A 15,897-nucleotide genomic window follows, 5' to 3' on the forward strand; every position below is an offset into this window, starting at 1 on the left:
GAGGCGCATTACAAGGGGATTCGAAGGCAGGTCAAGGCTTAATTTCATTTATTTGAAACATTTACGGAAACGACCCCATCAAGGCGGCCCCATCGCCGAGCACAATGAAAGACAAGCCGCTACGAAACCGCCCTGCCCCTACGCCCGATGATTCGCGGCACGCGCCGTGCCACCGCTGGAATCCGCAACACCATGAGTAAGCCAGCGATCCCCGCATAGATTGCCCACTCCCGCAGATCGGAGCGAACGATCCACAAAAAGTGCAGCAACCCCAGCCCGAGAATCACGTACACCAGCTTATGCAGTTTCTTCCAACGCGCCCCCAACTTGCGCTGGCTATAGCGATTGGATGTCACCGCCAAGGCCAACAAGCCAAGGAAGCCCAGCGCGCCCACAATTATGTAGGGACGCTTGCGCAACTCTACGGTCAACTGCCCCCAATCCAACCCGAGGATGAAGAACAGGTAGCAGAGGATATGCATCACGATAAAGGCAAAGCACCACAACCCAAGTTGCCGGCGCACCACGATCCAGCCCGACCACCCCGTCAACCGCTGCAGGGGCGTCATGCTCAGTGTCACCAGCAAAAAAGTGAGCGCGCCCAACCCGACGCGGTCCATCATGATCTTTCCTGGGTCCGGCCCCAGGAGGCCCATCGCAGCCTCGTACAACCACCACACAGGGAACAGGCAACCCACTACAAAGATGGCCAGGCGCAACCAGGGATAGCGCATCAGTAGTTCTTCCGCAGGTCGAGCCCGGTATACAGCGACGCCACCTCATCGGCGTAACCATTGAACATCTGCGTCTGCCGCACGTTGGGGCTGAACAGGCCGCTGGGCAGACGCCGCTCACGTGCCTGGCTCCAGCGTGGGTGGTCGACTTCAGGGTTCACGTTCGCATAGAAACCATACTCATCCGGCGCCAGCCCTTCCCAGGTCGTTTGCGGTTGCTCGGCCACCAAACTGATGCGCACAATCGACTTGATACTCTTGAACCCGTATTTCCAAGGCACCACCAAACGCAGCGGCGCGCCATTCTGGTTGGCCAATTCACGGCCATACATCCCTACCGCCAGGATGGCCAACGGGTGCATCGCCTCATCCAGGCGCAGCCCTTCTCTATACGGCCAGTCGATCAAGGCAAAGCCAGAACGTTGCCCTGGCATGTGCGCCGGGTCCTTCAAGGTCTCGAACCGTACATAACGCGCTTTCGACGTCGGCTCGACCTGTTTGAGCACTTGCGCCAACGGGAAGCCGAGCCACGGTATGACCATCGACCACGCTTCGACGCAGCGCAAGCGGTAGATACGCTCCTCGAGCTGGTAGGGTTTGACGAAGTCTTCCAGGGCATAACGCCCAGGCTTACCGACCTCACCATCGATCACCACAGACCACGGCTCGGTCTTCAGGCTAGCGCCATTGGCCGCCGGGTCGCCTTTGTCAGGCCCGAACTCATAGAAGTTGTTGTAGTGGGTGGCATCCTTGAACGGTGTGATCGCCTCGTCCTTGACGGTGACCGCCTGCCAGCGTGTGGCGGCAAGCTTGTCAGTGAACCAGCCTGGCGCAGCGCCCGCCTCGACATCGGCGTAACGGCTGGCCTCGGCTGCATACCCCAGGGTCGGCAATGCGCCCAGGGCAATCCCGGCCAGGGAGCCACTTAGCAAGGTTCGGCGTGAAAGATAGATGCCTTCGGGTGTGATCTCCGATGCTTTGCAATCGGACGACCTGGGTAGCTTGATGAGCATGGACGGCTCCACAGCACTGGATAACGGATGTACCAGTAAGACTATGGAGCCGGAGGGTTATTCCACCATTAAATCTTTATCACGCTTTGCGTCGACGGCCACGCAGCAGGTACTGGATGGGCCCCGATGCCGCGTAGGCGAGGAAGATCAACAGCAGGATGCGTGGCGGGTCGCTGAATACCACGGCAAACACCAGCACCACCGCCAGGATCGCCACGAACGGCACACGGCCCTTGAGGTCAAGCTCCTTGAAGCTGTTGTACTTGATGTTGCTGACCATCAGCATGCCGGCGGCAGCCACCAGCAGCGCCACCAGGAACGACAGCTTGGAGCCCTGGATGCCATAGTCGCTGAACGCCCACACGGTACCGGCCACGACACCGGCAGCAGCCGGGCTGGCGAGGCCGATGAAATAGCGCTTGTCGGCAGTACCGACCTGGGTGTTGAAGCGCGCCAGGCGCAGCGCAGCACCGGCTACATAGATGAAGGCGACCATCCAGCCGACCTTGCCCATGTCACCCAGCGCCCAGCCGAACGCCAGCAGGGCAGGCGCCACGCCGAAGGCAACCATGTCCGACAGCGAGTCGTACTCGGCACCGAAGGCGCTCTGGGTGTTGGTCATACGGGCAACACGACCGTCAAGGCCGTCAAGCACCATGGCAACGAAGATGGCGATGGCGGCGAAGGCGAAGTACTTGCTCGCCTCGCGTGGGTCGCCTGCGCTCAGGGCGCTCTGCGCGCTCATCGAGCTGATGATGGAGTAGAAACCGGCAAACAGGTTGGCGGTGGTAAACAGGTTGGGCAGCAGGTAGATGCCGCGATGGCGCACCTTGCGCCCTTCGGCGTCATGCCCTTCTTCAACGTGCTCATCGACAGGTAGCAGGCTTTCGGCGTCGGAGGGCTTGTTCGGCTCTTCGGGACGTTCGCTCATGGAGGGTACCTTGCAACAGGATGGAAAATGTTCGACACGGGCCCGCGAAACAGGTTCTGACGGCAGGCCACTGGTCTGCTTTATACCAGAAGCTGACTGCCAGAACGAAAAAACGCGGCCGAAGCCGCGTTTTTCATCTTTCGATAAGACTTAGTTCTTGGTCTTGTCGACGATTTTGTTAGCCGAGATCCACGGCATCATCGAGCGCAGCTGCTCGCCGATGATTTCGATGCCATGAGCGGCGTTGTTGCGGCGCTTGGCGGTCATCGATGGGTAGTTGGTGGCACCTTCGGAGATGAACATCTTCGCGTACTCACCGTCCTGGATGCGCTTCAGAGCGTTGCGCATGGCCTTGCGGGATTCTTCGTTGATGACTTCCGGGCCGGTGACGTACTCACCGTATTCGGCGTTGTTGGAGATCGAGTAGTTCATGTTGGCGATACCGCCTTCGTACATGAGGTCAACGATCAGCTTGAGTTCGTGCAGGCACTCGAAGTAGGCCATTTCTGGCGCGTAGCCTGCTTCGACCAGGGTTTCGAAACCGGCTTTGACCAGTTCGACCGTACCGCCGCACAGAACAGCCTGCTCACCGAACAGGTCGGTTTCGGTCTCGTCCTTGAAGGTGGTTTCGATAATGCCGGTACGGCCGCCACCCACGCCCGAGGCGTAGGACAGGGCGACGTTCTTGGCATTGCCGGAGGCGTCTTGGTAGATAGCGATCAGGTCAGGGATACCACCGCCTTTGACGAACTCGGAGCGAACGGTGTGGCCCGGGGCCTTCGGCGCGATCATGATCACGTCGAGATCGGCACGCGGAACGACCTGGTTGTAATGGATCGCGAAGCCGTGGGAGAAGGCCAGGGTGGCGCCTTTCTTGATGTTCGGCTCGATTTCGTTCTTGTACAGCTGGCCCTGGAACTCGTCCGGGGTCAGGATCATGACCAGGTCGGCAGCAGCGACGGCAGAGGCAACGTCGGTCACTTTCAGGCCATGGGCTTCTGCCTTGGCAACGGTGGCCGAACCTTTACGCAGACCGATGGTGACATCTACACCGGAGTCCTTCAGGTTGCACGCTTGAGCGTGGCCCTGGGAGCCGTAACCGATGATGGCGACTTTCTTACCCTGGATGATGGAAAGGTCGCAGTCTTTATCGTAGAAAACTTTCATGAAAATACCCCTGGTTATATCTCGGCCCCTGCGGAGCCATCGCTAATTTTTGAATTTAGATGCTGAGCACTTTGTCGCCACGGGCAATGCCGGTAACGCCACTGCGCACGGTTTCGAGAATCGATGCGGTGCCGATCGCCTGGATGAAGCTGTCCAGTTTGTCGCTGGTGCCGCTCAGCTGCACGGTATACACGCTGGCGGTCACATCGACGATCTGGCCACGGAAGATATCCGTGGTGCGCTTGATCTCGGCACGCTGGGCACCGGTGGCCTTGACCTTGACCAGCATCAGTTCGCGCTCGATATGAGCGCTTTCCGACAGGTCCACAAGCTTGACCACTTCGACCAGCTTGTTGAGGTTCTTGGTGATCTGTTCGATCACTTCGTCATGGCCAACGGTGGTCAGCGTCAGACGCGACAGGGTCGGGTCTTCGGTCGGTGCCACGGTCAGGCTTTCAATGTTGTAGTTGCGCTGGGAGAACAGGCCGACCACACGGGACAACGCACCGGGTTCGTTTTCCAGCAGCAGGGAAATGATGTGCCGCATATCAGGTACGCTCCGTCTTGCTCAGCCACATATCACGCATCGAGCCATCCTTGATCTGCATCGGATAGACGTGCTCGGTACGGTCAACCGCGATGTCGATGAACACCAGACGGTCCTTCATCGCGAACGCTTCTTCCAGCTTGGGCTTGAGGTCCTTCAGGCTGGTGATGCGGATACCCACATGGCCATAGGCCTCGGCCAGCTTGATGAAGTCAGGCAGCGACTCGACATAAGAGTGCGAGTGACGGCCGTTGTAGGCCATGTCCTGCCACTGACGGACCATGCCCAGCACGCCGTTGTTCAGGTTGACGATCTTGACCGGCAGGCCGTACTGCATGCAGGTGGACAGTTCCTGGATGTTCATCTGGATACTGCCTTCGCCAGTGACACAGGCCACGTCCTGATCCGGGAAGTTGAGCTTGACGCCCATGGCCGCCGGGAAACCGAAGCCCATGGTGCCCAGGCCACCGGAGTTGATCCAGCGGTTAGGCTTGTTGAAGCGGTAATACTGCGCCGCAAACATCTGGTGCTGACCCACGTCTGAGGTAACGAAGGCATCACCCTTGGTCACTTCGCAGAGGGTTTCGATCACGGTCTGTGGCTTGATGACATTGCCGTCGCCCCGGTCATAGGGGAACAGGTCGCCATTGCCACGCCATTCGTCGATCTGCTTCCACCAGGCATCGAGCGCCACCTTGTCAGGCTGCTCGCCGATTTCCTTGAGGATGCCGAGCATTTCGCTGAGCACGCTGTCGACTGGGCCGACGATCGGAACATCGGCCTTGATCATCTTCGAGATCGACGCCGGGTCGATGTCGATGTGGATGATCTTGGCGTTCGGGCAGAACTTGGCCGGGCCGTTGACCACGCGGTCATCGAAGCGCGCACCAACGGCGAAGATCACGTCGGCATTGTGCATGGCCATGTTGGCGGTGAAGCTGCCGTGCATACCGAGCATACCGAGGAACTGGCGGTCGGTGCCCGGGAAGCCACCAAGCCCCATGAGGGTATTGGTCACCGGCAGGTTCAGCGATTTGGCGATCTCGGTCAGGGCTTCGGAGCCACCGCCCAGGATCACGCCACCGCCTGCGTAGACGATTGGACGCTTGGCAGCCAGCAGCATTTCGGCGGCCTTGCGGATCTGGCCGGAGTGGCCGCGCACCGCTGGGCTGTAGGAACGCAGCTTGACCTTCTTCGGATAGACGTACTCGAACTTCTCGGCCGGGTTGGTCATATCTTTTGGAATGTCGACCACGACCGGGCCCGGACGGCCGGATTGCGCCAGGTAGAAGGCTTTTTTCAGAACTTCCGGAATCTCGGTGGCATGTTTGATCATGAAGCTGTGCTTCACGATCGGCCGCGAGATACCGATCATGTCAGTTTCCTGGAAGGCATCGGTACCGACCATGGTGCTAGGCACCTGGCCAGACAGGATGACCATCGGGATCGAGTCCATGTAGGCGGTGGCAATGCCGGTGATGGCGTTGGTTGCGCCCGGGCCGGAGGTTACCAGCACCACGCCGGCCTTGCCGGTAGCGCGAGCGTAGCCGTCCGCCATATGGGTAGCCGCCTGCTCGTGACGAACCAGGATGTGCTCGACTTCCGGTTCCTTGAACAGGGCGTCGTAAACATGCAGGAGAGCACCACCAGGGTACCCGTAGATGTGCTTAACGCCTTCGTCACGCAAAAAGCGGACGACCATCTCAGCGCCAGATAAAAGCTCCACGTTGTTCACCTCTAAAACGCCAGAATACCGCCCACCCGGGCGGGTCTTAATAGGTTTACTGCCAAGCAGAGCATGAGCGAACGTCAGCACTGACTGAGCAAGTATTGGGAGCACCCCAGAGTGTTGCGGGGTTTTCCCACCCAGCGCGAGGTAACGCGTTGCGGGGTGTAACAGGTCGGCGCGGGTGTGCGCCTCATGATCTGCTTAGCGGGTCTGCTTCTGGCAGTCCCTCTACAGCGGAATCTGGATTCTTGTGATTTGGCGGCTACAAGTCAAGAAAAATTATTGCCAATTTTTCCTCAAGATGAATTCTCGCCACCACTAAAAACCTAGTCAGCAGCAGGAATTATAAGATTTCCACAAAAAAGGGCCACAATCTGCGGCCCTTGAAGGAAAAAGAGAGGAAATCAGGCGGAAGGAGCGATCAATTGATCGAACTCTGCTAGCAGGCGGCGTAGCGCGCGACTTTGTTCCGGGCGATCGACGAACACCGTCTCAGCCATGACCAGGATGCCCGACGCATTGGGCAACGGGTGGCCCAGCTCGATAATGAGCTTCATGCGTGGCAGGAAAATCCACTGCAGCCACTGCTCGAAACTCAAGGTGTCCACCGCAAAGGGCACTGTACTGGCCAATGCCTCATCGGTTGGCGCCTCGTCGTCCCACCAGCCCTGCACCTGCAGCTCACGTTCGATCAGCAGCAGGTGGTCGGCGATGTCCAGGATACGTTGCTCGATCATCAGGAGCTGACCCGTGCCTTTTGCCGCGCCAATGCAGCACCTGCGCTGTCACCCTGCTTTTCGCGGGCCTGGGCGATGGTGTTCCACAACTCAGCCTGCAGGTCGGGGCGGCCATTGGCATAAGTCAAAGCACGGCGGGCCAATTGCTCGGCCTGCGCGGCATCACCTTGCGACAGGCGCACCTGGGCAAGGCGGAACAAAACCTGCGGTTCACGCGGGGCGATACGCTGGGCGCGCTCCAGGCTCGACGCAGCGCCGTTGAAGTCACCGCTGCCTTGTTGCGACTGGGCGGTGGTCAACAACGCCAGCACCGGGCCATCAAGCTGTTCGTCGGCCGACAGGCCACCGGAGGATCCGCCGCTGCGCGGGATACCGGTTGGCGCGCTGTTGGTGGCTGGGGCGCTGTTCATCGAGGCGATGTCGAACGGCTCGTCGGCAATTGGATTCGGGTTGGTGGTCATCGGTGCGGAATTGCCCGGCCCGGTGGTGATCGGCGTCGTACTGATCGGCGCGGCACCGTTGCCTGCCGGGAAGGTCTGGATGCCCGCGGCACCCGCCCCTTGCGGGATCATCACGGTCACGCCGGAGTCCTCAGGCAGCGACTGCGCCTGCGAGGTGCCGTTGCTCATGCCAGCCGCCGAGCGGTTGGCCGTAACACGCTCACTGTTGGACACACGCGTGCTCGAGTCCACCACCGGAATGTTGCCACGCGGCACACTGGAGCAACCCTGAAGCACCACCAGTGCCGTCACGGCAGGAAACAGCCACTTATTCAATTCACACCTCATCAATGCAGCCAGTGCTTAATTCATCCAGCCTTTGACCCAGTCCATGACCGATTCTGCCGGATTCTGCTCGCCGCCACAGGTCGCGCCAGCGGGCGGTTCGCTGCCGCGAATATACGGCATCTGCACCGCTCCCGGACAGCTTCCGTCAGAACCGCGGCCACTGTACGGATCGATCCAGGCCTGCACCACGTTGTCCGGTTGCGGCATGTCCAGCGGCAGCGGGTCGGCCTTCTTCATGAAGCTGGTCCACACCTGCAGAGCGCCGGTGGCACCGGTGAACGGGGTCTTGCCATTATCATCGCGGCCCATCCATACCACGGCCAGCAGGTCCTGGCTGAAGCCGGAGAACCAACTGTCACGCGAGTCGTTGCTGGTACCGGTCTTGCCCGCCAGGGTCAGCGAGCTCGGCAACGTGTTGTACACCGAACGCCCCGTACCTTCACGCATCACCCGCTGCATGGCGTTCTGCACCAGATAAATGGAACCCGGGTCGAAGGTCTGCTGGATCTGGAAGGGGTAGCGCTTGAGCGGCTCGCCTTCGGCGGTCAGCACACTGCGGATGCCGCGCATCGGGGTATTGAAGCCGCCGTTGGCGATGGTCTGGTACATGGTCGCCACCTGAATCGGCGACATCCCACCGGCACCCAGCAGCATTGCCGGGAAGGCTGGCCAATCGACTTTCACTCCCAGTCGACCGATCGTCTTGATCACATTCGGCACACCCACCTCCAGGCCGAGCTTGGCCGTCGACAGGTTGTAGGAGTTGGCCAGGCCCTGGTAGAGGTAGATCGTGCCATGCGGGCGACGGTCATAGTTCTGCGGGCGCCACACCTGACCGTCAGCCCCTTTGACCGAGAATGCCTCGTCCTGCACCCACGTGGTCAGCGTGTACTTGCTCGGTTGCTCCAGTGCGGTCAGGTAAACGGCTGGCTTGACCAGCGAGCCAATGGGCCGCACGGCATCGATGGCGCGGTTGAAGCCAGCAAAGCCCGACTGCCGGCTGCCGATCAGGGCCTGCACCTCACCGGTTTCCGGGTTGGTCACGACCATCGCCGACTCGACCGCATCAGCGCCTTTGCGCCCGGCCAGGCGTTTGAAGGTTTCGTTCATCGAGGTTTCGGCCTTCATCTGCAGAATCGGGTCGAAACTGGTGAAGATGCGCAGGCCCTCCTCGGTCAAGTCTTCGTCGCGGTAGTCCTGGCGCAGCTGGCGCTTGACCAGGTCGAGGAAGGCCGGGAACGAGCTGTCGGCCAGGCTGCCACGCGTGGTCACACCCAGCGGCATCTTCTTCGCAGCGTCTACAACGGCCTGGCTGGCCACCCCCTGCTCGGCCACCAGGTCGAGCACCAGGTTGCGGCGGGCCAGGGCGCGCTCCGGATAACGACGCGGGTTGTAGTAGGAAGGCCCCTTGACCATCCCTACCAGCAAGGCGATCTGGTGCAGCTTGAGCTCCGACAGCGGCTGACTGAAGAAGAACTGGCTGGCCAGGCCGAAGCCATGCACGGCGCGCTGACCATCCTGGCCGACAAACACCTCGTTGAGGTAGGCCTCCAGGATTTCGCGCTTGTCGTAATGCATTTCCAGCAATACGGCCATCATCGCTTCAGTCAGCTTGCGGCTCAGGCTGCGCTCGCTGGTCAGGTAGAAGTTCTTTACCAACTGCTGGGTCAGGGTACTGCCCCCCTGGCGCATCGACCCGGCCGAGGTGTTGACCCATATCGCACGGGCGATGGACTTGGGCGACACCCCGAAGTGGCTGTAGAAATCGCGATCTTCGGTGGCCACCAAGGTTTCGAGCAGGTACGGCGGCACCTGGTCGATCTTGATCAGGATGCGGTCTTCAAGGTTCTTCGGGTAGATGCCGCCGATCATCAGCGGCTCCAGGCGGACCACGTCGAGCTTGCCACCGTTGGCGCCCGACAGGCCGGCAACGTAGTCGCCAGAGAAGCGTACCCGCACGAACTGCGCAGGCTCCATGCCCTCGTAGAACTGGAAGCCGCGGGTGTTCAGGTCAACGGTATTGCCGTTGACGGCCGCAGCGCCCGGGCCATTGGCTGCGCTTTCACGCCGATAGCCGAGTGCGTCGAGCTCGGTGAGGAAGTCGCTTTTGCTCAGCTTCTGGCCGACGAACAGCTCCAGCGGCCGGGCATACACCTTGGCTGGGATGGTCCAGCGCTTGCCGGAGAACTTCTCCTGCACGACGGCATCGAGGTAAACCGCGAAGCCGGCGACGATCACCAGGCCGACCAGGCTGAGCTTCAATGCCCAGCCCAGCCAGGCGCGCGAGCGGCCGGTCGGGCGTTTCTGAGGGGTACGGGAATTTCGGGTTCGAGTCATGGCGGCGGATTATACGCACTTTGTAAAGGCTGGGCAGGCGCCCTCTGGCGGTATGCAGGGGCGGCACCATTGACCATAATGGCGCTTTCGAATTCCCTGCCCCCGGAAGGATTTCCCGTGAGCCAAGCCTTGATCAACGCCTTGCAGAACCCTGCCCTCTACCCTCACCCCGTGGACGGGTTCCAGCTCATCGAGACGCACATCTCCTGGGTTCTGCTGACCGGTGAGTACGCCTACAAGATCAAGAAGCCGATGAACTTTGGCTTTCTCGACTTCACCGCGCTGGATCAGCGCGAGCATTTTTGCAACGAAGAGTTGCGGCTTAACCAGCGCCTGACCGAAGGCCTGTACCTGGAAGTCCTGCCGATCACCGGCACAGCTCAAGCACCGCAACTGGGCGGCGACGGCGAAGTGATCGAGTACGCGTTGAAGATGCGCCAATTCCCCCAGGGTCAGATGCTCAGCACCCTGCAAGCCAACGGGGAGCTCAACGCCAGCCACATCGACCAGATGGCGCGGCAGATTGCCGAGTTCCACCTGCAGACGCCCAAGGTTCGCGCGGACCAGCCTCATGGCTCAGCTGAAAGCGTCATGGCCCCGGTGGAGCAGAACTTCGAACAGATCCGTCCCTTCCTCAGCGACAAGGCCGACCTGCAGCAGTTGGACAACCTGCAGGCTTGGGCCCAGAGCAGTTTCGAGCGCCTCAAAGGCCTCTTCGAGGCGCGTAAGGCCAATGGTTTCACCCGCGAATGCCACGGTGACATTCATTTGGGCAACGCCACCTTGATCGATGGCAAAGTGGTGATCTTCGACTGCATCGAGTTCAACGAACCGTTCCGCATGACCGACGTCTGGGCCGACACCGGGTTCCTCGCCATGGACCTGGAAGACCGCGGCCTCAAGTGCCTGGCACGCCGCTTCATCAGCCAGTACCTGGAACTGACCGGCGACTATGAAGGCCTGGAAGTGCTCAATTTCTACAAAGCCTATCGTGCGCTGGTGCGGGCCAAGGTGGCGCTGTTCAGCATGCCGGCCGATGCCGATGGCATCCAGCGCGCCACCACCCTGCGCACCTACCGCAACTATGCCAACCTGGCGGAAAGCTACAGCGCCATCCCTTCGCGCCTGCTGGCCATCACCCAGGGGGTTTCGGCTGTCGGCAAGAGCCACGTGGCCATGCGCCTGGTCGAAGCGCTCGGCGCCGTGAGGGTACGTTCGGATGTAGAGCGCAAGCGCCTGTTCGGTGAACAGCCGCAGGCAGACGTTGGCCAACTGCAGGCCGGCATCTATGGCCAGGATGCCAGTGCTGCCACCTATGAACGCCTGCACCAGCTGGCCGCGACCATTCTGCGCGCCGGGTTCCCGGTGGTGCTCGACGCCACGTACCTCAAGCGCGACCAGCGCCAGGCTGCATCAGGTGTTGCCAGCGAAACCGGCGTGCCGTTACTGATCCTCGACTGCCACGCCCCCGAGGCAGTGATTGCCAGCTGGCTGGCACAGCGCCAGGCGGAAAACGCCGATCCATCGGATGCCACCCTGGAAGTGGTCAAGGCGCAGCAGGCCACCCGTGAGCCACTCGACGAGACCGAACAGCAGCACGCCACCCGGGTTGATACACAAGATGCCAACAACATGAACCAGGTGATCGAGCAGATCCGTCAACGCTTGCCTGGCCTGTAAGCCCGCGGCATTGCCCCTAGCGGGCCTGCACAGGTCACACCTGTGCAGGCCCGCATGCACGGTACCTCCCCGCGCAAACAGGGCATCTCGTCGCCCCCGATGGCAAAAGGCCGCGCATTTTCCATCCCCCGCTACACTCCTCTCTGACCTGCTCGCGATTTATCCCCATGACCCGTTCAGCCATCGCAAGGAGGCTCGATGAACGATGAATTGCAGCACCTGAAGAATCTTGGCAAGACCTCCGCGCAGTGGTTGCATGCGGTCGGCATCCATAGCGCATCGGATTTGCGTCGCCTGGGCGCGGTGGGCGCCTACCAGGCAGTAAAGACACGAGGTTTCCGAGCATCGAAGGTGTTGTTGTACGCGATTGAAGGGGCGCTGCTGGACATGCACTGGAACGATTTACCTGCCGAACGCAAGCAAGCGCTCAATCAACAGCTCGATGCGAAAAGCCCTACGCAAAAAAATATGAAATAAACGCAGAAAGGGGATTGACGTCGAAATGAGAATCGTTATGATTATCGCAACTGGTCGCGAGACTGGTTGGATAAACTGAAAGCCCCTGGTTCGGACTCTCAGATTATCTCCTCATCAGGCTAATCACGGTTATTGACCCGGCTCTTTGCCGGGTCTTTTTTTTACTTGCGTAACTGAGCGCAATAGTCCTGCTCCGGCATCGCCGCTGTATACCAGACGTAATCAGCCATCCCCGGCTCGACCTGTTCCCCTACCTCGGCGAACAACAGCACCTTGCTCTGTCCCTTCGCCCCCAAGTCGGCCAGGTGCAACGGCACGCCCAGGTCTTTGCGCGCATGGTACGCCCCGGTGAACAGCAACGCCGGCTGAGGGGCAGCCAGCAGCCGCTCGGCTATTCGCCGGTCCCGATGCTGCTGAACTGCCAACATGGCTGGCAACTGGCTTTCGGGTAGCAGGCCGCAGTGCCCGGCCCTGACCTGCTCGAGCAAGGCAGCTTTCACCGCAGGCGCGTTCGACTGTACCCCGGCCAGCGGTACCGGCTGTCGATAAGTGGCCCGTACCTCGGCCAATGACAGGTTGGCGGCCAGCAGCGGTACACGGTGGTGCAGCGCTTCGTGCACAATCGGGCCGTACAGTTGCCAGTCCCAGCCATTCTGCCAGCCCAACGCGGTGGGCAGATCCTGCGGCAGCGGCCGCTGCCTTTCGAGGGTATCAACCCGCGCCTGTTGCTCGGGCTGCAACATCTCCAACAGCAGACTGCCTTGCGTGCGCTGGGCCTGCAAGGCACGCAGCAACCACAGTTGCAAGGCATGATGATCGGGGTTGTCATGTTTCTCGCCGACCACCACGCGCGGCACCTCCGCCAGGCGTAAGACCAGTTGCTCAGCGGAGATGACCTCGCCGCTGGCCAGATCGCGGACCTGCCCCAGCTCCACACGGTCACGCCCCTCGCTGCTCTGCCAGGCGGGTAACGGGGGCAAGCTTGCCTGGCAGCCACCCAGCGCCAGCACCAGGCACAGCAGCGAGCCGGACAGCAATGGATGACGCATGAACAATGCCTCCTAGCGGGTGATGATCAGCGGATGGCCGCGCTCCGGGTGCGCCTGCACCAGCACGTCGATGCCAAACACGGCCTTGAGCGCCGCTGGGTTCAGCACCTGCTGCGGTGCAGCAAGAGCATGGCAGCGGCCGTCTTGCAGAAGCAGGATTCGGTCACAGTAGCGCGCCGCAAGGTTCAGGTCATGCAGGATCACCAGCACTGCCGCGCCCTGATCGGCGAAGCTGCGCACCGCCTGCAGGGTGGTGTGCTGGTGCAATGGGTCGAGCATCGAGGTCGGCTCATCGAGCAGCAAGGTAGTCCCCTGCTCCCCCGGCCACAATTGGGCCAGTACCCTGGCCAGGTGAACCCTTTGCCGCTCGCCACCGGACAATGCCAGGTAACTGCGTTCGACCAGGTGCCAGGCGTCAGCGGCGCGCAGCGCGGCTTCGACAACCTCCTGATCACGGTGCTGGCCAGTGCCGTGGGGCAGACGGCCCATGCCGACCACTTCTTCCACCCGAAAGGCGAAGCCCAGGCTGGACACCTGCGGCAGCACCGCCAGGCGTTGCGCCCGTGCCTGGCCCGACCAGTCACCCAACGCCCTGCCCTGCAGGGTCACGCGCCCCTGGCTGGGTAATAGCTCGCCACACAGGGCCGCAAGTAAGCTGCTCTTGCCCGCACCATTGGGCCCCAGCACGCCAAGTACCTCCCCTGGCAGCAGGTCGAGATGAATATCGTGCAGCACCTCGGTGGTACCACGACGCAGATGCAGCCCTTCGACCTTGAGCATCAGCCGCGGCCCCTCACCAGTAGAAACAGGAAAAACGGCGCGCCAATGAAGGCGGTGACGATCCCGATCGGCAACTCTGCCGGCGCCAGGGCAAGCCGCGCCACCAGGTCGGCGAACAGCAACAGTGTACCGCCGGCCAGCAGTGACGCTGGCAGCAGAACCCGGTGATCAGGGCCGGCCAGCAGGCGCACCAGGTGCGGCACTATCAGGCCGACGAAACCGATAAGGCCCGCCGCTGCCACCGCCGCGCCTACGCCCAGCGCCGTACAGAACACCAGTTCGCGCTTGAGCCGCTCCACTTCAACGCCCAGGTGCCGCGCCTCCGACTCGCCAAGAAGCAAGGCGTTGAGCGCTTGGGCCCGACGGGGCAACCACAAGGCTACGCCCGCCACCACCAGCAACAACGGCCACAATCGCTGGTAGCTGGCGCCGTTAAGGCTACCCAGGTTCCAGAAGGTCAATGTGCGCAGCGTGGCGTCATCAGCCAGGTAAGTGAACAACCCCACCGCCGAACCGCCCAGCGCAGTCAATGCGATACCGGCAAGCAGCATGGTGGCAACATTGGTCTGGCCATCGCGACGCCCCAACCGATACACCAGCGCGGTAACGCCCAGCCCGCCGATAAAGGCGCAGACCGACAGCAGGTAGGGCGCGAACCAGTCCGCAATGCCCCCCCACCAGCTGCCACCGACGATCGCCACCGCAGCCCCCAGCGCGGCGCCACTGGCCACGCCCACCAGGCCTGGGTCGGCCAACGGGTTGCGAAACAACCCCTGCATCGCCACGCCCGACAGCGCCAGCACCGCCCCCACGGCCAAGCCCAGCAGGGTACGGGGCAAGCGGATCTGGCCAAGGATCATTTCGGCCTGCTCCAGGCCATCAGCGGCGATGGGCAACCCCAACAGCCGCAAGCCCGCGCGCAGGGTATCGAGCAAAGGCAGGCTGACCGGCCCCAGCGCCAGCGACAGCCATACTGCCAATAGGCACAGCAGGCTCAAGCCCACAAACAACGTACGCGGCTGAATGCGTTGCTTCATTGTGAGAGGCTGACCTTGGCCGCCGGATAAAACGCTGCGGCCAGGCCTTGCAAGGCGACCGGCAAACGAGGGCCAAGGCCGCCCACCAGCAGCGTGGGGTCAAGTGTTACCAGACGCTTGGTGCGGACCGCGCGGGACGCGGCCAGGGCGGGGTTTTCCTTGAGCAGCGCCTGCAAGGCCTGCTCACCGTCCAACGCGCGGTCGGAAAACACCACGACATCCGGGTCCAGCGCCGCCAATGCCTCAGTGGAAAAGTTCTTGTACCCCTGGTGTTCAGCCAGGTTACGGGCCCCGGCCTGGCGCAGCACCCAGTCCCCCGCGGTGCCCTGGCCGGCAATCATGGGTTTCGCGCCAGCGTGGCCGACCAGCAGCAGCACACCGGGTGCCTGGTGGCCTGCCTGGGCCTGCTTGACCTTGTCTTGCAGCGCATCGAGTTGCTGATGATAGTGGGCCGCCAGTTGAGCGGCTTGCTGTTCGGCACCGAGCAATGCCCCCAGGTGCTCGAGGTTTTCATCGACGGCCGCCAGCTCTGCCTTGCTCGAGAACAACTCCACGCGAACCCCGGCGTTGCGAATCTGCGCCAGCACCGGTGGCGGCCCCATTTCTTCGGTACCCACCAGCACATCCGGGCGCAGGCTGAGGATGCCTTCGGCCGACAGTTGCCGTTGATAGCCGATGCTTGGCAACGCCTTCAGCGATTCGGGGTGCTGGCTGGTGGTGTCGACCCCCACCAGGCGTGGCTCCCCGCCCAGCGCGCTGATCCACTCGCTCAAGGCGCCACCGGCACTGACCCAGCGCTGTGGCAGGTCGGCGGCCAGCGCCTGGGTGGAAGCAACGAGGGCTGCACACAAGGCGAGCACGGCAGTAGGACGGCGCATCATCGGATTCCTT

15 protein-coding genes are annotated in these 15,897 nt (G+C 61.8%); 2 read left to right on the top strand and 13 right to left on the bottom strand.

Annotated elements, in window-relative coordinates; genetic code table 11:
* Window positions 1-119 precede the first annotated feature (119 nt).
* From msrQ to mrcB, 9 genes are all read right to left on the bottom strand, one after another.
* Complete coding sequence (gene msrQ / locus APH34_RS25750) at window positions 120-734, bottom strand: protein-methionine-sulfoxide reductase heme-binding subunit MsrQ (protein WP_054903498.1); 615 nt, start codon at window positions 732-734, stop codon at window positions 120-122.
* Window positions 734-1,747: a protein-methionine-sulfoxide reductase catalytic subunit MsrP gene (msrP, locus tag APH34_RS25755; RefSeq protein WP_054903499.1), complete on the bottom strand. Its 1,014-nt coding sequence runs from the start codon at window positions 1,745-1,747 to the stop codon at window positions 734-736. Before msrP ends, msrQ begins: the two co-directional genes overlap by 1 nt.
* A gap of 79 nt (window positions 1,748-1,826) precedes the next feature.
* Window positions 1,827-2,678 (bottom strand): CDP-diacylglycerol--serine O-phosphatidyltransferase, encoded by an 852-nt coding sequence (gene pssA, locus APH34_RS25760; RefSeq protein WP_016391826.1) that lies wholly within the window; start codon window positions 2,676-2,678, stop codon window positions 1,827-1,829.
* Window positions 2,679-2,828: 150 nt separating this feature from the next.
* Window positions 2,829-3,845: a ketol-acid reductoisomerase gene (gene ilvC, locus APH34_RS25765; protein ID WP_054903500.1), complete on the bottom strand. Its 1,017-nt coding sequence runs from the start codon at window positions 3,843-3,845 to the stop codon at window positions 2,829-2,831.
* Window positions 3,846-3,900: 55 nt separating this feature from the next.
* The gene (gene ilvN, locus APH34_RS25770; protein WP_003250040.1) at window positions 3,901-4,392 is read right to left on the bottom strand and encodes an acetolactate synthase small subunit; all 492 of its coding nucleotides are present in this window, start codon (window positions 4,390-4,392) and stop codon (window positions 3,901-3,903) included.
* Between the two features lies 1 nt (window position 4,393).
* Window positions 4,394-6,118 carry an acetolactate synthase 3 large subunit gene (locus tag APH34_RS25775; RefSeq protein ID WP_054903523.1) on the bottom strand — a complete coding sequence of 575 codons (1,725 nt, stop codon included), beginning with the start codon at window positions 6,116-6,118 and terminating at the stop codon, window positions 4,394-4,396.
* 407 nt (window positions 6,119-6,525) lie between these two features.
* Complete coding sequence (locus APH34_RS25780; protein ID WP_054903501.1) at window positions 6,526-6,858, bottom strand: YqcC family protein; 333 nt, start codon at window positions 6,856-6,858, stop codon at window positions 6,526-6,528.
* Entirely contained in the window at window positions 6,858-7,646 is a 789-nt protein-coding gene (locus APH34_RS25785) for a M48 family metallopeptidase (protein WP_054903502.1), read from the bottom strand. The genes APH34_RS25780 and APH34_RS25785 overlap by 1 nt, the downstream gene beginning before the upstream one ends.
* Window positions 7,647-7,661: 15 nt before the next feature.
* Window positions 7,662-9,983 carry a penicillin-binding protein 1B gene (gene mrcB / locus APH34_RS25790; protein WP_054903503.1) on the bottom strand — a complete coding sequence of 774 codons (2,322 nt, stop codon included), beginning with the start codon at window positions 9,981-9,983 and terminating at the stop codon, window positions 7,662-7,664.
* A gap of 117 nt (window positions 9,984-10,100) precedes the next feature.
* Here mrcB and APH34_RS25795 point away from each other — a divergent pair, with 117 nt between their 5' ends.
* Together APH34_RS25795 and APH34_RS25800 are read left to right on the top strand one after the other, a co-directional pair.
* Window positions 10,101-11,663, top strand: coding sequence for a bifunctional aminoglycoside phosphotransferase/ATP-binding protein (locus APH34_RS25795; protein WP_054903504.1), 1,563 nt, complete (start codon window positions 10,101-10,103; stop codon window positions 11,661-11,663).
* A 198-nt stretch (window positions 11,664-11,861) separates the two neighbouring features.
* A complete protein-coding gene (locus APH34_RS25800; RefSeq protein ID WP_054903505.1) occupies window positions 11,862-12,140 on the top strand; it encodes a TfoX/Sxy family protein in 279 nt (92 codons plus the stop codon).
* 161 nt (window positions 12,141-12,301) lie between these two features.
* Here APH34_RS25800 and APH34_RS25805 read toward each other — a convergent pair whose 3' ends face one another.
* From APH34_RS25805 to APH34_RS25820, 4 genes are read right to left on the bottom strand one after another with little or no spacing between them, the layout of a single operon-like run.
* On the bottom strand, window positions 12,302-13,189 hold the full coding sequence (locus APH34_RS25805) for a ChaN family lipoprotein (protein ID WP_054903506.1): 888 nt from the start codon (window positions 13,187-13,189) through the stop codon (window positions 12,302-12,304).
* Between the two features lie 12 nt (window positions 13,190-13,201).
* On the bottom strand, window positions 13,202-13,969 hold the full coding sequence (locus APH34_RS25810; protein WP_054903507.1) for a heme ABC transporter ATP-binding protein: 768 nt from the start codon (window positions 13,967-13,969) through the stop codon (window positions 13,202-13,204).
* Window positions 13,969-15,006: an iron ABC transporter permease gene (locus APH34_RS25815; protein WP_054903508.1), complete on the bottom strand. Its 1,038-nt coding sequence runs from the start codon at window positions 15,004-15,006 to the stop codon at window positions 13,969-13,971. Before APH34_RS25815 ends, APH34_RS25810 begins: the two co-directional genes overlap by 1 nt.
* The gene (locus APH34_RS25820) at window positions 15,003-15,887 is read right to left on the bottom strand and encodes a hemin ABC transporter substrate-binding protein (RefSeq protein ID WP_054903509.1); all 885 of its coding nucleotides are present in this window, start codon (window positions 15,885-15,887) and stop codon (window positions 15,003-15,005) included. Before APH34_RS25820 ends, APH34_RS25815 begins: the two co-directional genes overlap by 4 nt.
* Between the last annotated feature and the right edge of the window lie 10 nt (window positions 15,888-15,897).

The organism is Pseudomonas sp. NBRC 111131 (assembly GCF_001320525.1).
Lineage (GTDB): Bacteria > Pseudomonadota > Gammaproteobacteria > Pseudomonadales > Pseudomonadaceae > Aquipseudomonas > Aquipseudomonas ceruminis.

Coding starts and splice junctions, on each gene's coding strand:
- msrQ (WP_054903498.1), bottom strand. CDS start 734: ATGCGCTATCCCTGGTTGCGCCTGGCCATCTTTGTAGTGGGTTGCCTG.
- msrP (WP_054903499.1), bottom strand. CDS start 1,747: ATGCTCATCAAGCTACCCAGGTCGTCCGATTGCAAAGCATCGGAGATC.
- pssA (WP_016391826.1), bottom strand. CDS start 2,678: ATGAGCGAACGTCCCGAAGAGCCGAACAAGCCCTCCGACGCCGAAAGC.
- ilvC (WP_054903500.1), bottom strand. CDS start 3,845: ATGAAAGTTTTCTACGATAAAGACTGCGACCTTTCCATCATCCAGGGT.
- ilvN (WP_003250040.1), bottom strand. CDS start 4,392: ATGCGGCACATCATTTCCCTGCTGCTGGAAAACGAACCCGGTGCGTTG.
- APH34_RS25780 (WP_054903501.1), bottom strand. CDS start 6,858: ATGATCGAGCAACGTATCCTGGACATCGCCGACCACCTGCTGCTGATC.
- APH34_RS25785 (WP_054903502.1), bottom strand. CDS start 7,646: ATGAGGTGTGAATTGAATAAGTGGCTGTTTCCTGCCGTGACGGCACTG.
- mrcB (WP_054903503.1), bottom strand. CDS start 9,983: ATGACTCGAACCCGAAATTCCCGTACCCCTCAGAAACGCCCGACCGGC.
- APH34_RS25800 (WP_054903505.1), top strand. CDS start 11,862: ATGAACGATGAATTGCAGCACCTGAAGAATCTTGGCAAGACCTCCGCG.
- APH34_RS25805 (WP_054903506.1), bottom strand. CDS start 13,189: ATGCGTCATCCATTGCTGTCCGGCTCGCTGCTGTGCCTGGTGCTGGCG.
- APH34_RS25810 (WP_054903507.1), bottom strand. CDS start 13,969: ATGCTCAAGGTCGAAGGGCTGCATCTGCGTCGTGGTACCACCGAGGTG.
- APH34_RS25815 (WP_054903508.1), bottom strand. CDS start 15,006: ATGAAGCAACGCATTCAGCCGCGTACGTTGTTTGTGGGCTTGAGCCTG.
- APH34_RS25820 (WP_054903509.1), bottom strand. CDS start 15,887: ATGATGCGCCGTCCTACTGCCGTGCTCGCCTTGTGTGCAGCCCTCGTT.